The organism is Hymenobacter sp. R533113 (genome assembly GCF_056835965.1).
This window is the reverse complement of record NZ_JAKWBD010000011.1, coordinates 132,203-156,570: the sequence shown is the minus strand read 5'-3', so window position 1 is coordinate 156,570 and position 24,368 is coordinate 132,203. Positions and strand designations below refer to the sequence as shown.

Genomic DNA, 24,368 nt, shown 5'->3' with positions numbered 1-24,368 from the left:
TAGAGGGATATAAAGGGTACGGTGCTGCTCGGACTCGGCGCGCGTGGTAACGTCAATGCGTAGAGCCTGCGCGTTGCGGCCGGACTTCGCGGCCGCAACGCGCAGGCAAACCTACACCATTAGGATTGCCGGTTTTAATAAAATTGGCAAAGTAGCTCTGCATCGTCTCCGAAAGTTCGTAGTCATCCGCGGGGTCCAGGCGAATCTTCTTTCTAGATGCCACCGCGTTGCTCGTCAATCCCCACCGCAAGGCCCAGGAGCAAGAGGCACCAACCGCCATTTAAAGAAACGAGAATTACAGCTCTTCTATTACTTCCCGCAAAGCGTTGGCAACGTCGCCATCATCTTCCACCGCCAATTGCCGTTGCAGTACGGGAACCACGCGCTCCACCTCTAATTGACCCAACGCATAGGCTGTCATAATCCGAATGTCCGCAAGTGGGTGGTTGAGCACCTGAACCAGCGCGGGGAGCAGACCTGGGTGTGAGAACGTCATGCATAACTGCACGTTCCAGTACAAGGTAGCAGGGCGCAGACGAGTCACGTCTTGGAGGTTAGTCAAGAGTGCCGGGCCGGGTTGCCAAGCCGTACGCTTTTCGGGCGCCGGCCTCGCCCAACTCCCGGTACGGCTGGTACCCGATGGCGGGGAGCCACTCCATATTCCGGAAGCTGCTGCCGTTTTCCATCACCTGCGCGTCGGCACCGCTGTTGGAAAAGCCCCGCGCTTTATACGTTACCTGAAAGCGCAGGCACAGCGAATCGCCGGGGCGCAGAGGCTTCGTCAGGGCGTACATGCGCTGGCCATGCTCCTCGTCCACGAGCACTGCCTTGGCTGACTGGTTGAAGTGAACCGCGCTTGTTTCAACTCCCCCCGTTCCCGCCGCCAGATGAACCGAGTCAATGGGTATTTGAGTGTTGTTCACCAGCAGGTAAGTGCCTTGTATCGCCACCATCCGCTGATTAGGATGCATTTCTACCTGGAGTTTTACGCCCGTCAGCACAGGCTGGGGTACGTTCAGGTACCGGCGGAAGCGCTGCTCGTAGGCCGCCCGCAGCGCCGTGGTGGCGGAGGCGTTGCGGTAATCATGCAGCACGTTGGTGTTATAGAAAATGAAACTGCCGAACACCAAAATGCCTCCGGTCGCTACCACTGACACCCGTGCCAAAGAACCCGTGAAGCGGCGGCGGGCCAATTGGAGCCGGGAGGCAACACTGCCTTCCCGTCCCCGCGCCCAGAAAAGCACCACCACTACGGCCAGCAACAGCGCCCACGCTACTCAGTGACCTTTAAACCACAGCCAGGGTGCCAGGGTAGGCCCAAAGCCGGCCATGTTGGTATAGGTCCAGCGCGGGCTGGCGGAAAAATGAGCAGCTTGTGCTCAATACCAAGTTTGGGGGCCAAGGCGATGCCCCCGTAGGCCAGCAGCGCCACCAGATGCCCCACAAACTTCTGATTAATCAGCACATGCACGGCGAGGGCCAGCAGAGCGAAGAGCAGGCAATCGACCAACTGCAGCCCGAACAGCACCTGCACGTACAGCCCAATTTCCGCCCTGGCCCCGCCCAAGGCCGCCTGCGCCACCAGTCCGGCCGTCATCAGGAAGGTTAGCCACCCCACCAGCACCAGGCTTAGCGCCAGAAAGCAGCTCAGAAAAAGGACCCATTCCGGCACCTATGCCTCGTTGGCAATTTCGCTCACGCCCGTTTCCCGTTCCCGCCACACCAGCTCCCCGGCGTAGAAAATGGTGAGCAACGCCAGGATGACCCAGAAAGTCTCCGGCTGCGTAAGGGGAGCAGTCAATAAATCCAGGACAAAGTCGGTTTGGGGCAGCAACGGCACGCTCCGGGCCTTCAGGTTTCCGGGTATGGTCAACCCCACCATCACGGCCAGCAGGGGCAGACCGGCCTTGCTTTTGGCGAGCTGCAGAAAGGCTTGCCCGGTGAGTAGGCGCAACTGGCGCAGCTGCGTGGCTAAGCCATACGTTCCCCGGACCGGCGGCAGCGCTTCTCCGGTTCCCCAGTTTAGCTTCTGCTGGCGAGCCACAGCTGGGTTTAGCGGTTTGCCAGGCTTCAGTTTTTGGCTGGATTCCGGTAAAACCAGCTGAAACCGAAAATAGGTAATTGTCAGCTTACCCAGCGAGATGCCTAGCCACAGGAGGCGGTTGGCGAGAAAAGAGCCCTCCAGCAGGAACAGGCGCGTATTCTTCTCCAGTGGGCTCCAGTCGTTGAGGTGGCTCAGCACCGGGGTGAAACCGGTGGGGTCGACCATTCCTCCTTATCCTGCAGCCCTTGCCCCAAAATATAGGCCGCCGCGAACAGGAGCGCCCCAACCAGATAACTTGCCATGGCCCGGCGGCTGAGCGCCGAGAGCGAGAACTGCAGGGCCGTCGCAAAAAAGGCGTTGGGCACCAGAATATAGAAGAAGGTGGTCAGGTAGGCCACCGTCCGGAATGGACCCAGAATTTCGGCCTCGACCCCGGCCGCGTGCATGGCCAGCAGGGTGCCCGCCGGGATGGCGAGCAGAAGGAGGACACTCAGGGCGAAGGCGGCCAGAAACCGCCTGCCCAGGTAGGCGGCTTTGCTGGCGGGGGCCGTGTACGTGAGCAAGTGCATGCGGGTCTGCACATCGCGGGCCGCCGCATCGCCCGCCACGGAGGCACCTACCAACAACCACTTCACGCTGCAGATTACCGCAACTGCCGCAATGACGATGGGCGCATTCAATAAAAAATACCCGTCCCGCGCATCGGAGGCATAGTTGGCAACGACAATCAGAAAAGCGATTCCCAACAGAACCCCGAAGTAAAGCCAGGTAGCGGCCCGGCGCAGCTGGTAGCTGAATTCCAGCGCAAAAATCCGTTGGAGCTTCATCGTACTATTTCCTCCGCTTTCTGCTGCTGACTGGCCGGGCCGAAGCAGCCCGTCATGGCACTGAAATAAACATCCTTTAAATCCGGCTCCACCGGTTCAAACCCGTGGCCGAGCATTTCCGGGCTGTATACATGCGCCAGGGTGCGGCCGCTTAGCAGTTTGGCCGCAATGACCCGGTGCTCCTGCTCCAGCGCCGGCAGGGCGCTTTTATCGGTCAGCTGGCGCCAAATCCGGCGAGATGAAGGTAAGGGTGGAGATAAAAGAAGAGACCCTGGCCTTCAGCGTGCAGAACCCGATAGGGAAAAATTCGGCTAATCTGCTGGAAGAGCCCGGTGGCATCGGCTTGCCCAACGTCCGGAAAAGGCTGTCGTTGTTGTATCCTGACCAGCACACGCTGAGCATTCAGAACACCGGCGAAACCTTTACGGTCCTTCTTATCATCCACGGTCTTCATTCACTGGCTCATGAAAGAAAAGCTCAGCTGCTACATCATTGAGGACGAGTACCTGGCCCAGGAAATACTGGAAGAAGACATCCGGAAAGTCTCTTTCCTGGAGTTGAAAGGGTCCTACGTGAGTCCCCTGGAAGCCGCCGGCCATTTGCAGGAAGACCAACCCGACCTGCTGTTTCTGGACATCAACATGCCGGGCCTGGATGGGCTAAGTTTCATCCCGATGCTGAACCCCAAACCCATGATTATCCTGACCACCGCCTACGACCAGTATGCGCTGAAGGCGTATGAATTGGAGGTGAAGGACTACCTGTTAAAACCCTTTACGTTTGAACGGTTTTACAAAGCAGTTTTACGCCTGTACCAGGAACAAAGCCCCCGGCAACCTTGGGAAAACAAGGAAGAAAAAGCGGAAACCAAGAATGAGCAGGAGTATATTTTTCTGAAGGCGGGCCACCGCATCCAGAAAGTAGCTACCCGCCGTATTCTCTTTGTGGTGGGCATGAAAGACTATCTGCGGATTCATACCCCGGAAGAGAAGATTATGATGCTGTTGAACTTTGCCAAGCTAGAAGAGCTGCTACCCGCCCAGGATTTTGTTCGCGTGCACCGGTCCTTTCTGGTCGCTATTGACAAAATTGACCATATCGAGAAAAACAGGATTACGATTGCTGACCAAATCATCCCCATCAGTGATACCTATGCCGAGGCTTTTTATAACATGCTGAAGGGGTTTCAGTAGGGTGAGCTTGTAAGTGAGTTTCTTTGTCCTCCCTTCAACAGTCCCTACTAAAATTAGCAAATCAAGGTTAACTAGGCAGTGTCTGCACGCGGTTGGCAGCGGAAGCTGCGGGGGGCTTTTTTGTTTGCGCAAAAGCCGTAGGCAAACATGGCAGAGTAAGGAGCGAAAGTAGCAGCAACGTTTTCATAGGTAGCTAGGAGCAAGAGACAGAAACAGTTATAAGGCTGCCGACTACTAATGACCCCAGCCAGAGCGCTAAGCGGCGCAACGGTTGGGAAGGTATAGGTTGAGTAGTTAGAGTATTCATAGCAGCTTCATTTTAGCCTCGCCAGCAGCAATGCCTTCACGATTGCCACCTCAAAAAAGCCCCCCAAGACTAAGTCTGGAGGGCTTTTCATAGGCTAGAGATGCGAACAAGTTATTGCTGAGTCGGTCGCTTATAAAGTTGAAATCCGACCTCCAGAATCAGTTGCTGCAAGTTCCGATTCAGGTAGAAAGATTGCTGCTGCCAGGTAATAGTGCGGCTATACTGCGTTAAGCCCCATTCGTAGCGGGCATTGATATCCAGTCGCCACAGGCTCACGCCCGCGCCAGCCTGCACGGTGGCTTGAAGCCGGGGCGGCGGCGCATTGAGAGCCGCCAGGGCAGCTCGCACTTCCGGGTCAGGGTAGTCGTTGGAAAAGCTAGCGTCGGTGAAATTACGCAGGAAATAGCCCAGGCCAGGACCAGCAAATACGCGAAGCGGGCCGGCCTGATAGCCGGCTAAGAGCCGGGCATCTAAGTGGCGAATGCGGCGACTGGAATAAGAGAAGTTGCCGCGAGCATGAGCTACTCCCACCGGGGTTTCAAGGGTGGAAACATAGCCGAGTTCGGGTTGGGCGTACCAGCCGCCGCGCCCCACCTGCCAACGTCCGAAGAGGGTCAGGCCGTTGCCGGTTTCGTCATTCGACTGGTCCGCCAGCGGATCGAGCGTGACGGAGCCGAGCTGAAAAGCCGGCTGGGTAGTGTACAGGCGGGCTACGTTGAAGCTGCCGCTCACCCCGGCCGCCTGCGCCCTGGCCGTAGCCGGGAGTCATTAGGCCGATAAAAAACAGAAAAGCGCTACCGCAAGTAAATGTTTTTTTCATGTACAAGGTTGATAAATATAGGCCAGTAAAGACTAAAGGTCATGTAAATACAGAGCCTAAACAAGCTCGAAATCTTTCCTAAAAAGAAAATTGAAGAGCAGTTATTTAGTTTGATCTTAACAAACGCCAGCGCGGACTATATCAATCAAATAAAAGCCCCCTAGAACTGGTTCTGGGGGGCTTTTTTAAGTTATATTATCTGGCAGCGCGGACAGATATACGTCGCCCGCCCGCCTACATAGCTCTTGTCAATCAGCGTTTTGGGGTGGCGCGGACAAAACTTGTGCTGCTCCGAGCCGGGCGTGGCCGAGTCGTCCCACTCGCGGGCGTGGATGAGGAAAGAGGCCGGGAAGTGGCGGTACGTAGCTTCGTGCTGAATGGCCGTTTGCAATACCAGATGAATGGCGGCACTCAGAGCTTTGAATTCCTTGTCAGTAAGTGAGTTGCCAATTCGTTCGGGATGAAGTTTGGCCTGAAACAACACCTCATCCACAATCCAGTTACCCAAGCCCGCCGTGATGCGCTGGTCGAGCAGGAGAGGCTTGAGAATGGTTTTTTGCCCCCCAGTGCTTGCTTCAGATAGTCAGCGCTGACGTCGAGGGCATCGGGGCCGAGCTTCTTGGCTTTCTGATACGCCTTAACGCTATCGGCCAGGCGGATGCGACCGAATTTGCGGGGGTCGATGAAGGCTACGCGCAGACCATCAGCCAGGTGCAGGGCTACGCGAGTGAAGCGCGGCGCGTCGTGGTCGTCGCGGTAGGCGCCTACGTCGCCGGTCATGCCAAAGTGTAGGGCCAGCACGGCCCCATCATTGAGCTCCAGAAAACAGTTTTTGCCAATGCGGCGGGTAGCGGTTACCTGCCGCCCCACCACGCGCTGACGCAGTGTATCTTCGTCGGTGCCCAGCACGTGGGCGTCGCGCACTTCGAAGGCGGTAATCGGTTGATGAAGAATGATATCATTGAGAAACCGGCGGTAGGTTTCTACTTCGGGAAGTTCGGGCACTGAGGGAGCGAGCTTAAGAAGGGTAAGAATATAAAAATCCCCTAAGGGCTTTTTTGGTGGGGATTTAGTCCCGTATTCCTAACTAAATTTCCACTTCTAAGTTCAGCGTAATAATAAACCTGACTGGCATGTAGAGACGCAAAGTATTGCGTCTCTACATTGAACGACAATCATTGAATGAAGAAAGTCTAGATAAACAACGTCAGCAACGAGGAGACGCGAAGTGTCGCGTCTCTACCGCGTGCAGGAATTCTCAAATTCGCATGGTGCCTACGGCTACAACCACGGCCGTACCGCCAATTTGCACCATCTCAATGGACTCATGTGAGCCCCGCACGCTCACTTGCACGGTGCCAGGGCGGTCTAGCCAATGACCCTGCTCGGCCACAAAATTGAGTGAATCCAGATACCGATAGTGCCACAGATAGGCGGCCATGCCGCCCGTAGCGGAGCCCGTAACGGGGTCTTCGATGGTATCGGGGGGCACACCAAAGTGGCGGGCGAAGGTGTGGCCAGCCTTCGTAACGCCGCCCAAACAAAACAAATGCGGACTGAAAAAGTCGCTGGAGGCGCGGTACTTGCGGAAAGCTATTGGCTCGGGGGGAGTGGCGCGGCGCAGAGCGTCGTGGTTGCGGAGCAGCGCCATGAGCTGAGGCGTGCCGGTGCTCACCGTTTGGATGAGGGAGCCAGGATAGAGGTCGTCGGGGGTGAGACCAAAAAAGGGCATCACCACTTCCGGCTCGTGCACGGCACCAAATACCGGGCGGCGCTGGGTCATCACGACGTGCGTCGGCTTTTGCCCCCCAGGCGCCAACACGTCAATCTGAATCGGACCTTCCTGCAGCTCCAGCTGCAAGGTAGTGTGGATGCCGGCCAGCGGCAGGCGGCCCGCATAAATCAGGGCCGTGACGGCGGCAATAGTAGGGTGGCCAGCCAGTGGCAATTCTTCGGCCGGCGTGAAGTAGCGTAATCCAAAATCGGCGGTGGGCGAACGGCGCACGAATACGGTCTCTGACTGGTTGAACTCGCGGGCCACCTTCTGCATGGTTTCCGCAGAAAGTTCATCAGCATCAAACACCACCGCGCACGGGTTGCCGCTTAGCGCTGTTTGGGTAAAAGCATCAACAAGCAAAAAGGGGTAGGAAATGGGCATAGGTGGCAGCAGGAACGGAACCCCTAAGGTAGGAAGAGTACGGAGAGTTAGATATAAAAAAAGCTAATTCCTCGGGGGAGGAATTAGCTTTAGACAAAAACTCAACCAAGACTTAAGAAGGGTCGGAAAGGCGGCCAACTTGTTCGCCATCAGTGTCAAATACGCCCCCATTGGCGCTTACGTACAGCCGGCGCTGCTGCCCATCGGTAAGCACGTACGGAAAAGTGCGGCTGCTGGAGCGCGTCAGGCGGCCTACTACCTGGGCCGAACGACTGTTGCCCGCCAGGCGCACTACGCTCAGGCGGTCGGTGAGATAATACTGCTCGTCGGGGTTGTCGCGGAAAGTGATTTTTCCAATTACGCTTACCATCGAGCTAGCCGTTTGCACCGGCGTGGCCGGCGGGGTCCGCTGCGTCAGAACGGCCGGCGCGGCGGATGGGGCAGTGGTATTTCTACTGGCTACAATCTGGCCGTTGGCGCGTTGCCAGCCTTCGCCAATCGCTTTGAGGCGAGTAGGGCGGCCAGGATGGGTGGCCGAAGCCTGATCATCGGCAATGACGGCCATAGCAGCCTGAGACTGCGCTAAGCTAGCGCCCATCTTGCGTAGCACGAAGCCCGAAAACTCGTCGGCTTCCAGCTCATCAGTGGGGTTGCTGCCGCCGGCGCGCAGGGTATGGCCGTTGAGGTGGTGGCCCATCTCGTGGGCCAGAATGCTGATGCCGGCCCAGTCGGTGCGGCCAGCTTGGTTCACGGCTCCCACAAACTGCGGATTATACAGCAGATAGCGCTGCCCGTTATAGACGACAGCCGCCGCGTTTTGCACTTCCGAAGTGGAGCGCAGCTCGAAGCGGGGTTTCAACCCGACCACATCCGTGATTTCGCGCAACACGTCGCGCCGGCCACCATTATTTGTTTGGGCCGTCGCTGCATTACCCGATAAAAAAAGCCCCCCAGCAAGCAACAGGCCTGCAACACGGCGGAAGATGCGGTTGGTTTTCATAGACAAAGTTTGATAAAGTTGACGCTTTACGAAGGCAACTTTCCGGCCAGAGGCACAAAGCAGTCAGCTTGTCAGCGGTTCGAAATCATAACGTTATCTGGCGGGCTTTTCGTTTGAAAAGCGAACAAAAAGTAAAATTTAGTTGTCGAGTTAGAGGTATTTAGGAAGGAGCAGCATTGTACTACAGCGGCACATAAGCGTGGCGGTCATGCAGAGCGGAGCGAAGCATCTCGCGTGTTTAAATGGGTTACTAATCCCGCTAAACACGCGAGATACTTCGCTCCGCTCTGCATGACCGCCTGAATTTATCCGGATGCTACCTACATGTTCTCTATACTAAGGCTGGTACGCCTTCCGTGGGTGTGGCGGCCGTCCGCTCCCCAATTTGCTGCCGCCACATGGCGTAGTACAATCCTTTGGTGGCCAGCAGTTCCGCGTGGCGGCCTTGCTCGGCAATGCGGCCGCGCTCCAATACATAGATGCGGTCGGCGTGGAGCACAGTGCTAAGGCGGTGGGCAATGAGGATGGTAATGTGCTGGCGCGAGCCTGACAGCTCCCGCACGGTCTGGCTGATTTCCTCCTCGGTAAGCGAATCGAGGGAGGACGTAGCCTCATCAAAAACCAGCAAAGTTGGTCGGCGCAAAAGCGCTCTGGCAATACTCAGGCGTTGCTTTTCGCCCCCCGACACCTTCACGCCGCCTTCGCCGATGACCGTATCCAGACCTTGCGGGGCGCGGGCCAGCAAGGTGGTGGCGGCGGCTTGCTGTAGCGCGCGGAGGCACTCCTCGTCGGTGGCCTGGGGCGCGACAAAAAGCAGGTTTTCGCGGATAGTGCCGGCGAATAGCTGGGTGTCCTGGGTTACGAAGCCGATCTGCTCGCGCAGCTGATCCAGGTCAAGCTCGTTGCCGGGCAAATCGTTGTACAGAATCTGGCCGCTGGCGGGCGGATACAGGCCAACGAGCAGCTTCACGAGCGTGGTTTTGCCCGAACCGGAAGGCCCCACGAACGCAATGGTTTCGCCGAGCTTCGTGTTAAAAGAAATACCATCCAGCGCCGCGTTGTTGGCCGACAAATGCTGAAAGCGCACGTCAGCGAAACGGAGCGTCTGGATTTGCTCGATACGCTTCGGATTGCTGGGCTTCACTTCTTTTGGTGTGTCCAGAATCTGCTGGTAATTGGCCAGTGAAGCTTCCGTTTCGCGGTAGATATTGATAATGTTGCCCAGCTCCTGCAAAGGCCCGAAAATGAAGAATGAGTAGATAAACAGCGAGAAGAATTCGCCCACTGTAATGCGCCCATTCACCACTAGAAACAGCATGAGCAGCAGAATACAGTTGCGCAGCAAATTCACGAAAGTGCCCTGAATGAACGATAGGGAGCGGATATAGCGCACCTTCTTCAGCTCCAGCTTCAGAATCTTGTTGGTGGTGGCATTCAGGCGCAGGGTTTCCTGCTGGCCAAGCCCCAGACTTTTTACCAGCTCGATGTTGCGCAAGCTCTCCGTAGTAGCGCCCGCCAAAGCCGTGGTTTCGGCCACGATGGTCTTCTGCAACACCTTGATTTTCTTGCTCAATACGGAGCTAAGAACACCCAGCAGCGGAATGGTAAGAAAGTACACCGGCGCAATAACCCAGTACACCGTAATGGCATACACCACCACAAAAATAATACCCACTAATGAGGTAAAAAGCACGTTTACAAAGCTTTGAATAAGCTTCTCCACATCGGAGCGCACCTTTTGCAGCTTGCCTAAGGTTTCGCCCGAGCGCTGGTCTTCAAATACCTGATAAGGCAATTCCAGTGAGTGGCGCAGGCCGTCGGAATACAGCTGGGCCCCCAGGCGCTGGGTGATGACGTTGACGTAATAATCCTGGAAGTTTTTGGCGATGCGCGACACCATGGCCACGCCCATAGCGGCCAGAATAAGCACGCCGGCCCCACGGATAAAAGTGCCTGGATTGATGTCGTGCAGCTCGCCGCCGGGCTGCACGACGTACTGGTCAATGATTTTGCGAAAAATCCAGGGGTCGAGGAGCGAGAAGATCTGGTTGACGGCCGCCAGCGCCAGGGCTAAAGCCAACAGGCCTCGGTATTGGCGCAGATAAGAGTAGAGTAGGCGCATGGAGGAGGGGAGGGTTATGGCTGAAAAGCCGCGAGCCTGAGTAGAAGTTTAAGCAAAGCCTCAAGCAATACCCAATTTACTCCCAACTTCCTCCCAAAGCCCGCACTACTTGCACTGTATAGCGCAGCTGGTTCGCCTGAATCTGAACCAGCTGGCGGGCCACATTCAGCGTGATGCGGTCGGCATCGACCACCTGAAAATAGTCGGTGAGGCCGCGGCGGTAGCGCTCCAGGGTGAGGCGACCCGCCTGACGGGCCGCAGTGAGCGCGCGCTGCTGGGCCGCGAGCTGAGCCGCAGTTTGCTGCACATCAGCCAGGGCCGTTTCCACTTCCTGAAAGGCCACCAGCGCCGTTTGCCGGTACTCGGCCGCTTGAGCATCGTAGCGCGCTTGGGCAATCTGTTGGTTGGCCCGCAGACGGCCGCCGTTGAAAACCGGAATTGAAATTCCGCCCCCTAAGTAGTACGTATAGTTATCCGAAATCTTGGGCAAATCGCGCAGGTCGGCGGCCTGGGGGCCGATGAAGCCATTTAACAGAAGCGTTGGCAGGCGAGCCAGGCGGGCGGCATCCACGCGCGAGTCGGTGGCGGCGAGCAGGCGCTCGGCCTGGAGCAAGTCAGGGCGGGTAGTGAGCAGTGCGGCGGGAACGGAAACAGGGACCTGGGGGGCATTTAGCGGCCCGCGCCGCGGCGCTAAGGTAAAGGCGCTAGCCGACTGGCCGGTAATAGTGGCCAGCGCCGCTTCGAGACCTTTACGCTGGCGCCGCGCATCAAACAAGCTGGCCTCAACGGTAGCTAATTCGGTTTCGGCGCGCCGCACGGCTATTTCATTATCGACGCCGGCGGTGAAGCGGGCAGTAGTAAGCGCCAGGCTTTGGCGGCGGGCCAGCAAGGTGCTATCAAGCACGGCCAGCTCGGCATCGAGGCCGCGAATGCCGAAGTAGTAGGTGGCCGCGTCGGCGGTAAGGCTGAGCTGCACCGTGCGCAGCTCGGCTTCGCTGGCCTCCGCTTCGGCCTTGGCTGCCTGGATGCCGCGGCGCAAACGGCCCCACACATCTACCTCGTAGCTAACATTGAGCGGCACATAATACTGCGTTTGGGTAATGCCGCTGGAGGTGTTAGCGCCACCATTTTCGCCCCCCGTAGCAAATGGCACGGGTCGCAAACCTGAGAGCCGGGTAATGTAAGCCTGCGGATCGAGCGTGACTTCGGGCTGCCGCGTGGACGTGGCTACGCGGATGGCGGCGCGGGCTTCATCGACGCGGGCTACGGCGGATTTCAGGCTAAAATTGCCCCCCAATGTTTGCTCTGCCAGCTTGGTTAGCTCAGGGTCATTGAAAATGGTCCACCAAGCAGATATGGCTGGCTGCTGGGCTTGCGCGACGGGTGCTGAAGTAGCTGCTGAAGCGGAACCGGAGCCATTCTTCCAGGCGGTGGGCGTCGGTACAGCGGGCGCTTGATAACGCGGGACGCGGGCACAGCCAGTCAAACTGCCGAACAGCAGCAAGGTGAGCAGGTGGCAGATATATGGGTAGGGCAGTGGCCTCATGCAGAGTGAGCGGTGAAAAGATGTAACCCCAAGCTCCGGCTTGGAATGTAGCGCGAAGCTTCTGCTTCGCGTACCGTTGAACGACTCCCGGTGGGAGTTTTTTCAGATTACTTGTTCAACCTCAGCAACGATACGCGAAGCAGAAGCTTCGCGCTACAAACAACGACTTCCCAAGCGGGAGGTTACTTATCCGGTTTCTTGGCGGCGGGCGTTTCCACGCGGGGCCGGTCGGGGTCGTAGGGGCGCTCGGGGGCTTTGGGTTTCGACTGGCCGCCGGGCTTTTCGTCTTCTTTCTTGGGCTTGCGAGCTTCTACTTGCTGGCCGTCGCGCAGGCTTTCAATGGGATTCACGACCAGCATCTCGCCGCCTTTCAACCCTTTTGTCACTTCTATCTGGTCGCCGAAATCCCGGCCGGGCACAATGGTCTGGTAGCGAATCTTGTTGTTGGCAACGACTACCACGCGCGGCTCAATACCGCTGGGCACCAAGGCGTTGGCGGAGATAACCACGCTGGGCCGGGTGCGCGGCAGTTGAAACCGAACCTGGGCAAACATGCCGGGCCGCAGCAGCCTGTCAGTATTAGGCACCTGTACCTGGGTGAGCAGCGTGCGGGTTTCCTCGTTCAGGGCGCCCGCGTCGCGGGCCACGCGGCCGGGGAAAGTGCGGTTGGGATATTCGGGCACTACTATCTCCGTAATGACTCCCGGCTCAATTCCAGCCACAAAGTTCTGGGGAATATCGACGAAAGCACGCAGCGTATCCGTTTGCTCAATCTTGAACAGCTGCGTACCCTCCGCGTTGCTGGCCGATACCAGCGCGCCGACCTCCACATTGCGCTGCGTTACGATGCCGCTAAACGGGGCCGTAACGCGCCGGAACCCTTGCTGAGCGAGCAGGCCGTTGAGCACCGCCTGCTGGGCTTCGTATTGAGCCCGGCCTTCATCCAGCTCCTGCTGCGAAATGGCCCCTGGCAGCTCAATGCTGCGCAACCGCTCGAAGCTGGTGCGCGCCAGATTAAGGCTGGCGCGGGCCTGCGCCACCTGCTGATCCAGCTCGGGCGTAGAGAGCAAAGCCAGCAGCTGACCACGCTTCACGCGGGCGCCAATATCAGTGTACCAGGTCTTTACGAAGCCGTTGGCGCGGGCAAACACGAACGTTTCGCGGTTGGAGCGCGTGTCGGCGGGCAACTCTACGCGGGTGGTGTCGGGAGCAGCAGCGGCGGGCTCCACCGTTACGATGGTCAGGGCATTAGCATCTTTTTCGGCTGCTTCTTTTCGCTTTTTGTCTTTGCTTAAGCGCGGCAATAAGCCCGTCAGCAGCAGGGCCGCAAACACGACCCCGATACCTAGCGTGATCAGCCAAATACGGCGCTTTTTCTTGGTGGGGGGCTTTTTTCGTTGTCTTCGTCGTCCCCCGAAGCTTTTGTTTCTATCTCCTTATCAGCCTTCGATTCCTGATCCTTTTTGCGGGCTTCCTCGTCGGGCTTCGGTGGGGAAGACGTTCTCCAGTCTGCTTCGGGTGAGGATTGGGGGGCTTTTTCACCTGCAAACGTGTCGCCTAGCTCCGCGCGCTGTGCGAGGTTGTCAGGCCGGTTATCTTGGTCAGAGTCGGCGGCAGGCTCGTCGGGGCGCGGGTCGTCCTTGGGCGGTTCTTTGTAGTCGTCGGAATGGATAGCCATAGGAGAGAGTAACGTAAGTTGAAGCGGCAGCTTCGGGTATCGTAACAAGTGGTGGACGACGGCCTTGCTTAGGCCGCTACACGGTCTTGTTCAGCTTCTTTTTCTTCGGCTACCAGCTGCTTCTTTTTGAAATAGCTGAACACGACCGGCACAAAAAACAGAGTGGTAAACGTGGCCAGCAGCAAGCCGCCGATAACCGCGCGGCCCAGGGGCGCGTTTTGCTCACCACCTTCGCCCAGCGCCAATGACAACGGCATGAGGCCGATAATGGCGGCCAGGGCCGTCATCAGCACCGGGCGCAGCCGGGTTACGCCCGCATCAATAGCCGCGTCGCGGGGGCTAAGATCGGGTTGAGCCTCGCGCCGCTCATTGGCAAATGACACCACCAGAATGCTGTTGGCCGTGGCAATACCGATGCACATAATGGCACCCATGAGCGAGGGCACGCTGAACGTAGTTTGAGTAACAAACAGCATCCAGAGCATGCCCGAAATAGCTCCCGGCAACGCCGTAATAATGATAAACGGATCGAGCCAGCTCTGAAAATTGACTACCATCAGCAGGTATAGCAGCACGATGGCACCGGCCAGGCCAATGCCCAGACCAGTGAAGGAGGTTTTCATGCTTTCCACCTGTCCGCGCAATTCGATGGTAGTGCCTTTAGGTAGATTTTTACTGGTTTCCTCAATGATATCGCGGATTTCCTTAGCCACGCCGCCCAGGTCGCGGCCCTCCACGCTGGCGTAGACATCTACCACGCGCTGAATGTCATAGTCGCTCACCACGGCGTCGGTTTGGTCGCGGCGGGTTTGGGCAAAGCTGCTCAGCAGCTGGGCCTCGGTCTGGGTGGGGCTGGTGATGCCGATGGTCCGAATATCATTAAGAGTGGCCAGCTCTCGGGGGGGCGTTTGCACGGCCACCGTGTAGTTCACCCCGCTCTCCGGGTTCAGCCACTGGTTTGGGTCGGTTTGAGTGCTAGAGCTGAGGTTAACCAGTACGTTGTCAGCAATATCGGCCTGGGTGAGGCCGGCCCGCTGGGCACGCACCCGGTCTACGTCGAGGCGAATCTGGGGGGCTTTTATCTGGAAAATAAACGCATCCACCACGCCCGGAATGGCTGCTATTTTCTGCTGAAGCTGCTTGGCTACTTTCTCGTTAACCTCCATTTCCCGGCCCGTCACCTGCACGTCGATGGGGGCGGGCAGGCCGAAGTTCAGGGTCTGATTAACAATGTCGGCGGGCTGGAAAAAGATGGTCAGGTCAGGGTGTTCGCGCTGCACCCGCCGCCTGATTTCCTGAATGTACTCGTCCGTGGGGCCGTGGCCCTTTTTTAGCGAAGCCAGAATCTCGCCGTCGGCCGAGCTGATCACCGGGTTGTCGCTCAGCAGCAGGTTCACCGGAATGCTCGGCAAGCCAATATTAGATAGTACGAGCTCCAGCTCTTCGGCCGGAATTACCTCCCGAATGATGCCTTCCACCTCCCGAAAGCGCCGCTCCGTTTCTTCCAGACGGGTGCCGGCAGGAGCACGCACGTGGAGGCGCATTTGCCCGGCATCTACTCGTGGAAAGAAATCCTGTCCAATAAACGGGTACAGGCAGCCCGATCCAATAAAGAGCACCGTGAAGCCAATAACCGTGGTTTTGCGGTGGTCGAGCGCCCAGCTCAAGGCGCTTTGATAAGCCTCGCGCACCTTATCAAATCGCTTTTCAAAAGCTTGATGCACCCGCCAGATCCAGCTTTTCTGAATGATTTTGGCACCCTCTTTTTCCTCGGCCGTGAGGGGCTTTTCCTCGTCCTCACCCTGAAGGTTGGCGGCCTGCTCCTTATCTACCTGCTCGCGGCGCAGCTGGGCTAGCTCCTTCTCGTACTCACTTACTTTTTTGCCGTCGCGTATATGGTCGCTGGGCACTTGCTCGGGGCCTTGCTCATGGTAGATGGGCAACTCCTTGCGCAGCAGCACGCGGGCCAGGGTCGGCAGTAAGGTCCGCGACAAGAAATACGACACGAACAGCACGAAAATAACCGTGAGGGCCAGGGGCGTGAAAATGTCGGCCGAAACACCGGAGAGGAAGAAAATCGGCACAAACACGATAGCCAGGCCCAGAGTCGAAACCAGCGCTGGCAGTGCCACTTGGGAGGCACTATCCAGAATAGATTTTTTCACCCCCTTGCCCATGCCCATGTTGCGGTGAATATTCTCGATTTCCACCGTCGCATCGTCCACCAGGTTACCAATGGACAGCGCGATGCCGCTCAGGGTCATGATATTAAGCGTCTGCCCAAAAGCCCGGAGCAGCATGATCGTGACCAGCACCGAGAGCGGAATGGAGATAACAATGATGAGCGTAGACCGCCAGGAGCCCAGAAATAGCAGAATCATAACGCCCGTGAGGGCCGCCGCCACGCAGCCTTCCACGGCTACCCCCGTGATGGACGAGCGCACGAAGAAAGACTGGTCGAACAACAGCTTCACCTCCAGCCCTTCCGGCGAAGTAGCTACCACATTGGGCAAAGCCTTTTTTATGCCGTCAATCACGTCGAGCGTGCTGGAAATCCCGCTTTTCAGGATAGGAATAACGGCGGTGCGCAGCCCGTCCTGCCGCACAATATTGGTCTGGACGGCTGCGCCCTCGTGCACAAACGCTACGTCGCGAATGTACACCGTTATGCCATCTACCTCCTTGACCGGCAGATCGTTGAGCGTGGCAATCAGCTCCGGGCTGCTGTTGAGGCGCACGTCGTATTCCCGATCACCAATTTTGGCGGTGCCGGCGGGCAGGATCACGTTTTGGGTGGTTAGGGCATTAACTACGTCATTGCCGGAAAGGCCCTTGCCCGCCAGCGCATTGGGCTTCAGGTCGACCATAATCTGCTTCGACCGGCCGCCGTTGGGCACCAGCAGCGAGGCCCCTTTCACAACCGCCAAGCCCGGCCGCACAAAAGAGCGGCTGGCGTCGTAGAGGTCAGCTTCGCCCAAGGTTTGGGACGAGAGGCTGGCTTGGGCGATGGGCACGTTGGCCGCCGAATAGCGAATAATCAGCGGGGGCCCAATACCCTGGGGCAGGCCCCGAATGAGGGTGGCGGTGATGGCCGTGAGCTGAGCTACGCCCGCATCGGGGTCGGTGCCGGGCTGGAAGAACACTTTGATGATGCCCACGCCCTTAATGGCGCGGGATTCCAGGTGCTCGATGTTGTTGACGGTGGTGGTATATACGCGCTGGTTCACGTTGAGCACGCGCTGGTTCATTTCCTCGGCACTCATGCCCGAGTAGCTCCACACCACGCCCACCACCGGAATATTGACCTCGGGGAAGATGTCTACCGCCATCGTGAAGATGGTCAAAATGCCCCCCGCCAGAATTACCAGGGCCATCACGATAAAGGTGTACGGACGCGAAAGCGCCAGGCGAACCATCCACATAGGCTAGAATAAAAAACAAGGAATAAGCTTGGCCTCGATAAACAGGAACAACTAGGGCCGTGCTGTCGAGGTACGTATTCGTAGCTGTTTAGACCAATATAAATAGCTTCTGGGGGGCAAATTCACACTACCAACCACTTACGAGGCGGAAGGTTGGGTTCGACCGTGAAAGTTGGATACTCCTTTAACTCACCTTCCATCTATAAAGAGGTAAATCCGCTTTTCGGACAAATGAATGTGTCTGCGGCCTATCTGACTGCACTTGCTTGTGCCTTGCTGCCAGCTTACGTCCGTGCTAATGGGTGCTAAAAGAGAGGCAGCTACACGGTGATACGACTTATAACGGATCAGGTCCTTTCGCGTCTCGTTAAGGCTTGGTGCTAAAAAAGCTCAACTATAAATAGTTAAATTTCGATTGGTTATAATTTAATTATAAAAATATTTGATAAAAGGTATGTTTGCTTTTTCATTGATAAAAAAGCTATATAAATTGCTAAAAAAATTATAATTATGAAAAGAAACCAGCAATTAGACTTCTTTAGAGGTATAGCGGTTTCGTGAACCATTCGTCCAGTTATCAGACGGGCTGGGTGTGGTAGCCACAGTGGTCGAACCAGTGGCGGGCATCTTGGCTGGTAATCCAGTCGAGGGCTTCGTGCAGGGCCTCTTGTAGGGCCTGGCAGGAGCGGGCAGCGCAGGCGCGCAGCTTGGTTTTGAGCTTGCTCCAGGCCTGTTCCACGGGCGCGAAGTCGGGCGAGTAAGGCGGCAGAAACAGTAGCTCCACCCCCCGCTCGGCCAGCCATTCGCGCCCCCCCGAGTTTGTGCACGGCCAGGTTGTCGAGCACCAGCACATCGCCCGGTTGTAGCGTGGGGGCTAGGCACTGGGTCACGTAAAAGGCGAAGCTGCGCTGGTTCAAGGCCCCGCGCAACACTTGCACCGCCCCCAGCCCGTGCACCGATAAGGCCCCGATCAGCGTCAGCGAACGACCCCGCGTGATCGGGACGCCCCCCGGCACGCGTCGCCCGCCCACCGCTCGGGCGTGGGTGCGGGCATAGTCCAGGCGCAGGCCCGTCTCGTCCAGAAAATGAAAGCGGGCCACATCCGGGCGAGTGCAGACCTGCTCGACGTGCTGCTGGCGCGCCTGCCGCACCCGCGGCGTGTTACGCTCCGTGGCGTGTCGGCTTTTTTCCGCCGCAGGTTCTGTTCGTCCAGCCCCTGCCAGAGGCAAGTCTGACCCACCGGCCGGCCGCCGCTGGCCTGCCAAGCCAGGCCCAGCTCGGCTAGCGTCGCGGCGGGGTACTGGTCTACATAGGCCACCAGCCAGGCCTGCGCGGCGGCGTCCAGGTAGCGGGCGCGCCCGCCGCGGGCCGGCGCCGGTGCCAGGGAGCCGGTGCCGGCCTGGCGGCGCACCAGGTCTTTCACAAAGGAGCGGCTCACGCCGAAGCGCCGGGCCACGGCGGCCTTTTTCGCGCCCGGTTCCTGGCAGGCGGCGGCCACGCGGGCGCGTAAGTCAAGCGAGTACGGTTTCATGCTTCTCGCTACGTATAGCAATCAATAGTGGATGAACTGTTTACGAATTCGCTATAGCTCGCTCCCCTTGAGGTCCCATTGTGTTAGAAAACTCCTTTAGAGAGGAAGCAATGGAAGGGACTACTACTAGGCCGAGGTTTCGCCGGCGGTGCTGGCAATGTGGCGGGTGCTGCCTGGCACCATCACGCGGGGCGGCGGGGCGGGCTCGGGATAGAGGGCCAGCAGACGGGCTACGTAGGGCATTTCGGGGCCGATGTGCAGCTCGCGGGCGCGGTTTTTTATCTCGGCTTCTTCCCGGCTCACGCCCCGGTAATGCAACTGCTCGTACTCCTCCCACGATTCCACCATAAAGTACTCCACCAGGCGGGTCGGATCGGCCAGATCGGCGTAGAGGCCCACGCGGATGGCGCCTTCGCGGCGGCGAATGCGGCTTAGCTCCTCCATGAGGGCCGCGAAAGCAGGGCGGTCGGTGGGGGCAATGCGGTAAGTGGTCGTGATGATAATGGGGCCAGCATCCGGGGCCGGCTCTTCCTCGGCCAGCACGGGCGTCGGCCGCTGGCGGGCGGGGGTAAAGTCGAGGCTTTCGGGCGCATTGATAAGCGAATAGCGGAATACCAGCAGCGTACTCAGCCCCAGCCAGATAGCGGCACCCGACAAAGCAACAGGCAAGCCCCACTGCGCAGCCACCGTTCCCCAGACCACGCTGCCCAGGGCCATGCCGCCCTGAATGGTAAGCAGGTATAAGCTGATGGTGCGGGCCTGTACCCAGCGCGGCACCACCGTTTGTACGCCCACGCTGAAAGAGTTGAGCACCAGCATCCAAGCCAACCCCACCAGCACCAGCAAGCCATATAGCAGCCAGTGACTATCGGCGAAAGCCAGCCCCAGCACTCCCATAGCAAAGGCGATAGTCGAAAGCGTCACGCGGTGGTCGATGGTGAGGCCGCGGTTGAGGCGCGGCAGCACGACGGCCCCAATAACGGCCCCCAGCCCCATGCACGAGAGCAAGGTAGAGTAGAAGGAAGTGGGCAAGTGTAGCCGCTGGGATACCACGGCCGGCATCAGGGCCAGCAGGGCACTGGCCCCAAACGTGAAGCTGACGCCCCGCACCAGAATACGCTGTACCGGCGGCGCAAACCGTGCATAGCGGATGCCGCCCCGGATAGCGGCCACCACCCGCTCGGTGGCCAGGGTAGAGGTGGCCTGGGGCTCGCGCTGCCAGCGCCACACCATGTAAATGGTAGCCAGAAACGATAGGCCATTAATCAAAAAAGCCCCCCCGGCCGAGTAGTAGCCAATCACCAGGCCTCCCAGCGCCGGCCCAAAGGCGCGGGCGAGGTTGAAGCTTACGCTATTCAGGGCCAAGGCCTGGGGCAGCTCGGCGCGGGGCACCAGATCGGGCGTTACGGTTTGCCAGACGGGGTTGTTGAGGGCGCCGCCCAGGCCCAGCATAAACGTGAGCAGCAACAGCAGCCAGGGCGTGGTCAGGCCCATAAACGTGAGCAGAGCCAGCAGAAGCGCCACCGAGGCCATCCAGGTTTGGGTAAAGAGCAGCATTCGGCGCCGGTCAACCAGGTCGGCCAGCGCGCCGGCGGGCAGGCTGAGCAGAAATACCGGCAGGGCCGAGGCCGTCTGGAGCAAGGCCACCAGCACCGGCGACGGCGTCAGCTCCGTCATCAGCCCCACGGCACCCACGTTCTGCATCCAGGTGCCGATGTTGGACACAAACGACGCTACCCAGAGCATCCGAAAAAACGGAATCCGGAGGGGAGCGAAGGGGAAGTAGGTGTAGGCTGGGTAAGGGTAGTGGAAGCAGGCATGGGGGGCAAATCTGGAACTAAGCCATTCGCGGGCGAACCTGTTAGTTTACGTAGCCACGCCAAAAATTGCTGCTACTACGACCAACCAGCCCGAATTTGCCCCCCAGCGTAGTGATTCTGCGATTCCAAAGTTGTCGGAATACTACCGTAGAACAACCCGGCTATGCTTCCGGCCTCAGCGCCGATAGTGGTCCGCCACAGCCGGCCGTCGCCTGCTAGGGTGTATGAACAGTAAGCTAAGAAGTGGTTTCTAGGCCCAAAAAAGAACGTCAGATGGAGCATGACGTTCTTTTCTCTACTATCCACACGCCCTGATAAGCTATTGATTGTATGCTAATTGTATCACGAAATGCGGCGGTGAAATGGTAAAAGAACGTCTGGAAGCTCTGGGGGGCTTTTTTGGGTCTGGCGTTCAGCCCGGCCTGCCGTTCAGCCCGCCCCAGCGCCACGATAAGCTGGTATTTCTCGTTGAGAAGAGAGCAGCGCCCAATCGACCTGCATTCCTCACATAATCAAGCTTTTATTTGCCTGAGCTCCCATGAAAAAGCTGCTTCTGCTTTCCCTGCCCTTGCTGGCCGCGGCCGTGCTTTCCGGTCGTTTGCCGGCTCCTGACGCACCAGCGCCCGGCGCCGCCCGCGTACCCGTCGTCGTGGAGCTGTTTACGTCCGAAGGCTGCTCCAGCTGCCCCGCGGCGGATGCCGTGCTGCTGGAGCTGGAAAAACCCAGCCCCTGGCCGGCATAGAGGTTATTGCCCTGAGTGAGCACGTAGACTACTGGAACCGCCTGGGGTGGCGCGACCCCTTTTCGGCTCCGCAATTCACGGAGCGCCAGCGGCAGTACGCGGCCGTATTGCAGTCCAATACTTATACGCCCCAGGCCGTGGTGGCCGGGCAGCGCGAACTGGTGGGGAGCCGGCGCGCGCAGCTTACCCAGGCTATTACGGCCGCCGCCCAAGTGCCCCGCGCCGAGGTGACGCTGATGGCCGCTGAGGCGGGCCGCACCGGTATCAGCCTGCCGCTACGGGTAAGCGTAAAGCAAGCCACGACTGCCAACGGGGCCGAAGTGCTGCTGGCCATCACGGAAAAAGGTCTTTCAACGAATGTAGGGCGGGGCGAGAACTCGGGGCGTCTGCTCCGGCACCCGGCCGTGGTACGCGAGCTGCGGAGCCTGGGCAGCGTGGGCGCGGACGGCACGTTCGCCGCCACGCCTACGGTTGCGATTAACCGGCAGCGGAAGCCCGAAAACGTGCGTCTGGTGGTGCTGGTGCAGGAGCGGCAGCGTCGCCGCATTGTGGGCGCGGCTACGCTGCCCCTGCGCTGAGGAGTTGGCCTGGCTACCCGAGCTGGTTATGTGGTAAGCCGCGCCGCCGGTTATAGAAACAGGTTGAACTCGTGACCGTTTCGTGATAGCTACTCCCGTGCTTTAGCTTTTCATCAGCAACCCCGCCTGGCAAGCCGCCAGGAGCCACGCAACCACCGTTCCCTTACTGACTCCCTATGAAACACTCCCTTTTTCTTCTATTGGCCGCCGCGGCGCTGGTGTCATCCTGTAAGGACGACGGCCCCATTGACTTTCCCGCCGCCAACTACGTCGGATTCGTGTACACGAGCACCAACGCCACTACCGGCAACGGCATTATTGCCCTGGGCCGCCGTAGCAACGGCACCCTGACCGAGCTGCCCAGCTCGCCCTACCTGACCGGGGCTGCCGGCGACGCGGCCGAGGGCGACTTCGACACCCAGGGAGCCCTGCGCATGGTGGGCGACTACCTGCTGGCCGTCAATGCCGGGGCCAACCCCACCAATGGCAGCATCTCGGTGTTTAAGGTAAACCGCACCACTGGCCGCCTGACCCAGATAGACCAGAACCCGGCCACGCCGGCCATGGACAACATGGACTCGCGCGGCATCCGGGCGGCCTCGCTGGCGGCCAGCACCGTGGGCGGCACTACCTGGGTGGTGGTGGCCAACCAGCACAGCAATCCGAACTACCAAATGAGTCCGGCCGTGGCCGTGGGCACGGTGCAGGCCAGCGCGCTGCGCAACCTCGCCATCTTCACTCTTAACCCCGCCACGGGCGTGTTGCAGTTCAGCCGCGTGGGGCCTACCTACGACAGCGGCCAGTTTGGCGGCCCCACCTCCGTTGAGTTCAATGCGACGGGCACGAAGCTCATTACCTCTACCTGGGGCGTAGCTCACTTCCTGACCCCCGACGCCGATTTGGCGGTGCAAAAGCCTGGCCGGCTGTATGTATACAGCTTTGCCGGCGGCACCCTTACCCAAACGGGCCTGTACGAGGAGCCCGGCGTGTCGGGCAACATTGGCATCTCGTGGAGCCCCAACGGGCAGTACATCTATATGTCTAACTTCAATCTGCACTCTTCCAAAGAAAACAACAGCCTCACCGTGCACGATGGCACAACGGCTGCCAAGCTGCAAAACTTCGCCACCGGGGGCCGCAACGACGAAGGATGCTGGACCCACGTCAGCCTGGACCGCACCAAGCTCTACGTGGCCAGCTTCGGCGAAAACATCGTGAGCGTATTTGACATTGGCCCCGATAATCGGCTCAGCAAATCCCTGAACCCTAACTTTTTTGCCCGCGGCGGCAACCTGCCAATGGGCGATACCAAGGATATGTACGAGACGCCCGGCGGCTACCTCTACGTGCTGGGCGCCTTCCAAAGCCACTCTATTACTACCTTTAAAATGGCCCCCAATGGCGCCCTCACCGAGGAAAGCGGCTCGCCGTACTACATTCCCTCGTCGAGAGGCAAAACCAAAGAGCAGCACGCCTTTCTGGGCCTCACGGGCTTCGAGAAATAGCTCCTTGAGTAGTCATCAAAAATAAAAGATTAAAAAAGGGCGTCATGCAGAGCGGAGCGAAGCATCTCGCGGGCTGATGCTGTATTACTCACACTAGCAGGTCATCGGGCAGTTGGTAAAGTTGAAGTTTGCCGTTAAATAATTATATTTAAATTGCTTAGGGTGTGGATAGTAGCGCTGTTCTACCAAAAAGGCGGTCATGCAGAGCAAAGCGAAGCATCTCGCGTGCTGACGCAGGATTACTACTCTTACGACCGCTGGCGAGATGCTTCGCTTTGCTCTGCATGACCGCCTTTCTGGGGCTAAAAACAGCTACTGTTCACACACCCTAGTTCACTCCTCCTAGCCCCATGACCAAGCGCGCCCTCATTGTGGAAGACGACGCCGACATTGCCACGCTCGTGCAGGTCAATCTGCGCGATATTGACTGTCAGGCGGTTATTGCGCGCGATGGGCTGGAGGGCCTGCGCCAAGCGAAGGAGGGCACCTTCGATGTGATTATCCTGGACATTATGCTGCCGGGCCTGAGCGGCATTGAGGTGTGCCGCCGCCTGCGCGAGCAGCACGTCAGCACGCCCATTCTCATGCTCACCGCCCGGCACGAGGAAATTGACAAAGTGCTGGCCCTGGATTTGGGGGCCGACGACTACCTGACCAAGCCTTTCAGCGTGCGCGAGCTAGTGGCGCGGGTGAAGGCCCGGCTGCGTCGCTCGGCCCCGGACCTGGAGCCCGGCTTCGCGGGGGGAGCGACGCTCACCCGGTACGCCCGGCGCGACTTGCTGCTCGATACCGACCTGCACCGCGTGACCGTGGGGGGCAAAGTGGTGGACCTCACGGCCAAAGAGTTCGATTTGCTCCTGTTGTTTCTGCGCCATCCGGGCCGCGCCTACACCCGCACCCAGCTTCTGGACTTGGTGTGGGGCTACTCCTACGGCGGCTACGAGCACACTGTGAACTCACATATTAATCGGCTGCGCATGAAAATTGAAGCCGACGCTGCCCGGCCCGAGCATATCCTGACGGTGTGGGGCGTGGGCTACAAGCTCAGTGATGAGCTAAGCTGATGGGGGTGGCC

At 58.7% G+C, this 24,368-nt stretch carries 22 protein-coding genes and 2 pseudogenes; 5 read left to right on the top strand and 19 right to left on the bottom strand.

Features of this window, described 5'->3' with window-relative positions; translation table 11 throughout:
* Positions 1 to 295 precede the first annotated feature (295 nt).
* The 6 genes from MKZ35_RS07745 to MKZ35_RS07720 all read right to left on the bottom strand — a co-directional run bounded on the left by MKZ35_RS07745 (position 296) and on the right by MKZ35_RS07720 (position 3,325).
* Positions 296 to 562 (bottom strand): HEAT repeat domain-containing protein, encoded by a 267-nt coding sequence (locus MKZ35_RS07745; RefSeq protein WP_482512657.1) that lies wholly within the window; start codon positions 560 to 562, stop codon positions 296 to 298.
* Positions 555 to 1,262: a hypothetical protein gene (locus tag MKZ35_RS07740; RefSeq protein ID WP_482512656.1), complete on the bottom strand. Its 708-nt coding sequence runs from the start codon at positions 1,260 to 1,262 to the stop codon at positions 555 to 557. The genes MKZ35_RS07745 and MKZ35_RS07740 overlap by 8 nt, the downstream gene beginning before the upstream one ends.
* An 11-nt stretch (positions 1,263 to 1,273) precedes the next feature.
* Positions 1,274 to 1,672 carry a hypothetical protein gene (locus tag MKZ35_RS07735; RefSeq protein ID WP_482512655.1) on the bottom strand — a complete coding sequence of 133 codons (399 nt, stop codon included), beginning with the start codon at positions 1,670 to 1,672 and terminating at the stop codon, positions 1,274 to 1,276.
* On the bottom strand, positions 1,673 to 2,269 hold the full coding sequence (locus MKZ35_RS07730) for a hypothetical protein (RefSeq protein ID WP_482512654.1): 597 nt from the start codon (positions 2,267 to 2,269) through the stop codon (positions 1,673 to 1,675).
* Positions 2,236 to 2,871 carry an ABC transporter permease gene (locus MKZ35_RS07725; RefSeq protein ID WP_482512653.1) on the bottom strand — a complete coding sequence of 212 codons (636 nt, stop codon included), beginning with the start codon at positions 2,869 to 2,871 and terminating at the stop codon, positions 2,236 to 2,238. Before MKZ35_RS07725 ends, MKZ35_RS07730 begins: the two co-directional genes overlap by 34 nt.
* Positions 2,872 to 3,085: 214 nt before the next feature.
* A complete protein-coding gene (locus MKZ35_RS07720) occupies positions 3,086 to 3,325 on the bottom strand; it encodes a hypothetical protein (RefSeq protein ID WP_482512652.1) in 240 nt (79 codons plus the stop codon).
* A gap of 10 nt (positions 3,326 to 3,335) precedes the next feature.
* On the opposite strand from MKZ35_RS07720, the gene MKZ35_RS07715 reads away from it, so the two are divergent.
* A complete protein-coding gene (locus MKZ35_RS07715) occupies positions 3,336 to 4,064 on the top strand; it encodes a LytR/AlgR family response regulator transcription factor (RefSeq protein ID WP_482512651.1) in 729 nt (242 codons plus the stop codon).
* Positions 4,065 to 4,482: 418 nt separating this feature from the next.
* Here the strand turns inward: MKZ35_RS07715 and MKZ35_RS07710 are convergent, their stop codons facing one another.
* The 13 genes and pseudogenes from MKZ35_RS07710 to MKZ35_RS07650 form a co-directional block, all read right to left on the bottom strand.
* A complete protein-coding gene (locus MKZ35_RS07710) occupies positions 4,483 to 5,103 on the bottom strand; it encodes a porin family protein (RefSeq protein WP_482512650.1) in 621 nt (206 codons plus the stop codon).
* A 278-nt stretch (positions 5,104 to 5,381) separates the two neighbouring features.
* Positions 5,382 to 5,699 (bottom strand): hypothetical protein, encoded by a 318-nt coding sequence (locus MKZ35_RS07705; protein WP_482512649.1) that lies wholly within the window; start codon positions 5,697 to 5,699, stop codon positions 5,382 to 5,384.
* Entirely contained in the window at positions 5,603 to 6,196 is a 594-nt protein-coding gene (locus MKZ35_RS07700) for a DNA-formamidopyrimidine glycosylase family protein (protein WP_482512648.1), read from the bottom strand. Before MKZ35_RS07700 ends, MKZ35_RS07705 begins: the two co-directional genes overlap by 97 nt.
* Before the next feature lie 253 nt (positions 6,197 to 6,449).
* Entirely contained in the window at positions 6,450 to 7,349 is a 900-nt protein-coding gene (locus MKZ35_RS07695; protein WP_482512647.1) for a PhzF family phenazine biosynthesis protein, read from the bottom strand.
* 112 nt (positions 7,350 to 7,461) lie between these two features.
* Positions 7,462 to 8,349, bottom strand: coding sequence for a M48 family metalloprotease (locus MKZ35_RS07690; RefSeq protein ID WP_482512646.1), 888 nt, complete (start codon positions 8,347 to 8,349; stop codon positions 7,462 to 7,464).
* 331 nt (positions 8,350 to 8,680) lie between these two features.
* Positions 8,681 to 10,471, bottom strand: a complete 1,791-nt coding sequence (locus tag MKZ35_RS07685) for an ABC transporter ATP-binding protein (protein ID WP_482512644.1) — start codon at positions 10,469 to 10,471, stop codon at positions 8,681 to 8,683.
* A gap of 76 nt (positions 10,472 to 10,547) precedes the next feature.
* Positions 10,548 to 12,017: an efflux transporter outer membrane subunit gene (locus tag MKZ35_RS07680; protein WP_482512643.1), complete on the bottom strand. Its 1,470-nt coding sequence runs from the start codon at positions 12,015 to 12,017 to the stop codon at positions 10,548 to 10,550.
* Between the two features lie 182 nt (positions 12,018 to 12,199).
* Entirely contained in the window at positions 12,200 to 13,351 is a 1,152-nt protein-coding gene (locus MKZ35_RS07675) for an efflux RND transporter periplasmic adaptor subunit (protein WP_482512642.1), read from the bottom strand.
* Positions 13,352 to 13,371: 20 nt separating this feature from the next.
* The gene (locus tag MKZ35_RS07670; protein ID WP_482512641.1) at positions 13,372 to 13,695 is read right to left on the bottom strand and encodes a hypothetical protein; all 324 of its coding nucleotides are present in this window, start codon (positions 13,693 to 13,695) and stop codon (positions 13,372 to 13,374) included.
* Between the two features lie 68 nt (positions 13,696 to 13,763).
* Entirely contained in the window at positions 13,764 to 17,111 is a 3,348-nt protein-coding gene (locus MKZ35_RS07665) for an efflux RND transporter permease subunit (RefSeq protein WP_482512640.1), read from the bottom strand.
* 583 nt (positions 17,112 to 17,694) lie between these two features.
* A pseudogene (locus tag MKZ35_RS07660) lies at positions 17,695 to 18,148 on the bottom strand (transposase).
* Positions 18,094 to 18,669 carry a helix-turn-helix domain-containing protein gene (locus MKZ35_RS07655; RefSeq protein ID WP_482512639.1) on the bottom strand — a complete coding sequence of 192 codons (576 nt, stop codon included), beginning with the start codon at positions 18,667 to 18,669 and terminating at the stop codon, positions 18,094 to 18,096. Before MKZ35_RS07655 ends, MKZ35_RS07660 begins: the two are co-directional and overlap by 55 nt.
* 105 nt (positions 18,670 to 18,774) lie before the next feature.
* A pseudogene (locus tag MKZ35_RS07650) lies at positions 18,775 to 20,415 on the bottom strand (MFS transporter); the annotation flags it as partial.
* A gap of 591 nt (positions 20,416 to 21,006) precedes the next feature.
* Here MKZ35_RS07650 and MKZ35_RS07645 point away from each other — a divergent pair.
* From MKZ35_RS07645 to MKZ35_RS07630, 4 genes are all read left to right on the top strand, one after another.
* A complete protein-coding gene (locus tag MKZ35_RS07645) occupies positions 21,007 to 21,210 on the top strand; it encodes a DUF1223 domain-containing protein (RefSeq protein WP_482512638.1) in 204 nt (67 codons plus the stop codon).
* Complete coding sequence (locus MKZ35_RS07640) at positions 21,141 to 21,788, top strand: DUF1223 domain-containing protein (RefSeq protein WP_482512836.1); 648 nt, start codon at positions 21,141 to 21,143, stop codon at positions 21,786 to 21,788. Before MKZ35_RS07645 ends, MKZ35_RS07640 begins: the two co-directional genes overlap by 70 nt.
* 176 nt (positions 21,789 to 21,964) lie before the next feature.
* A complete protein-coding gene (locus tag MKZ35_RS07635) occupies positions 21,965 to 23,293 on the top strand; it encodes a lactonase family protein (RefSeq protein ID WP_482512637.1) in 1,329 nt (442 codons plus the stop codon).
* Between the two features lie 350 nt (positions 23,294 to 23,643).
* Complete coding sequence (locus tag MKZ35_RS07630; protein WP_482512636.1) at positions 23,644 to 24,357, top strand: response regulator transcription factor; 714 nt, start codon at positions 23,644 to 23,646, stop codon at positions 24,355 to 24,357.
* The last annotated feature ends 11 nt before the right edge of the window (positions 24,358 to 24,368 follow it).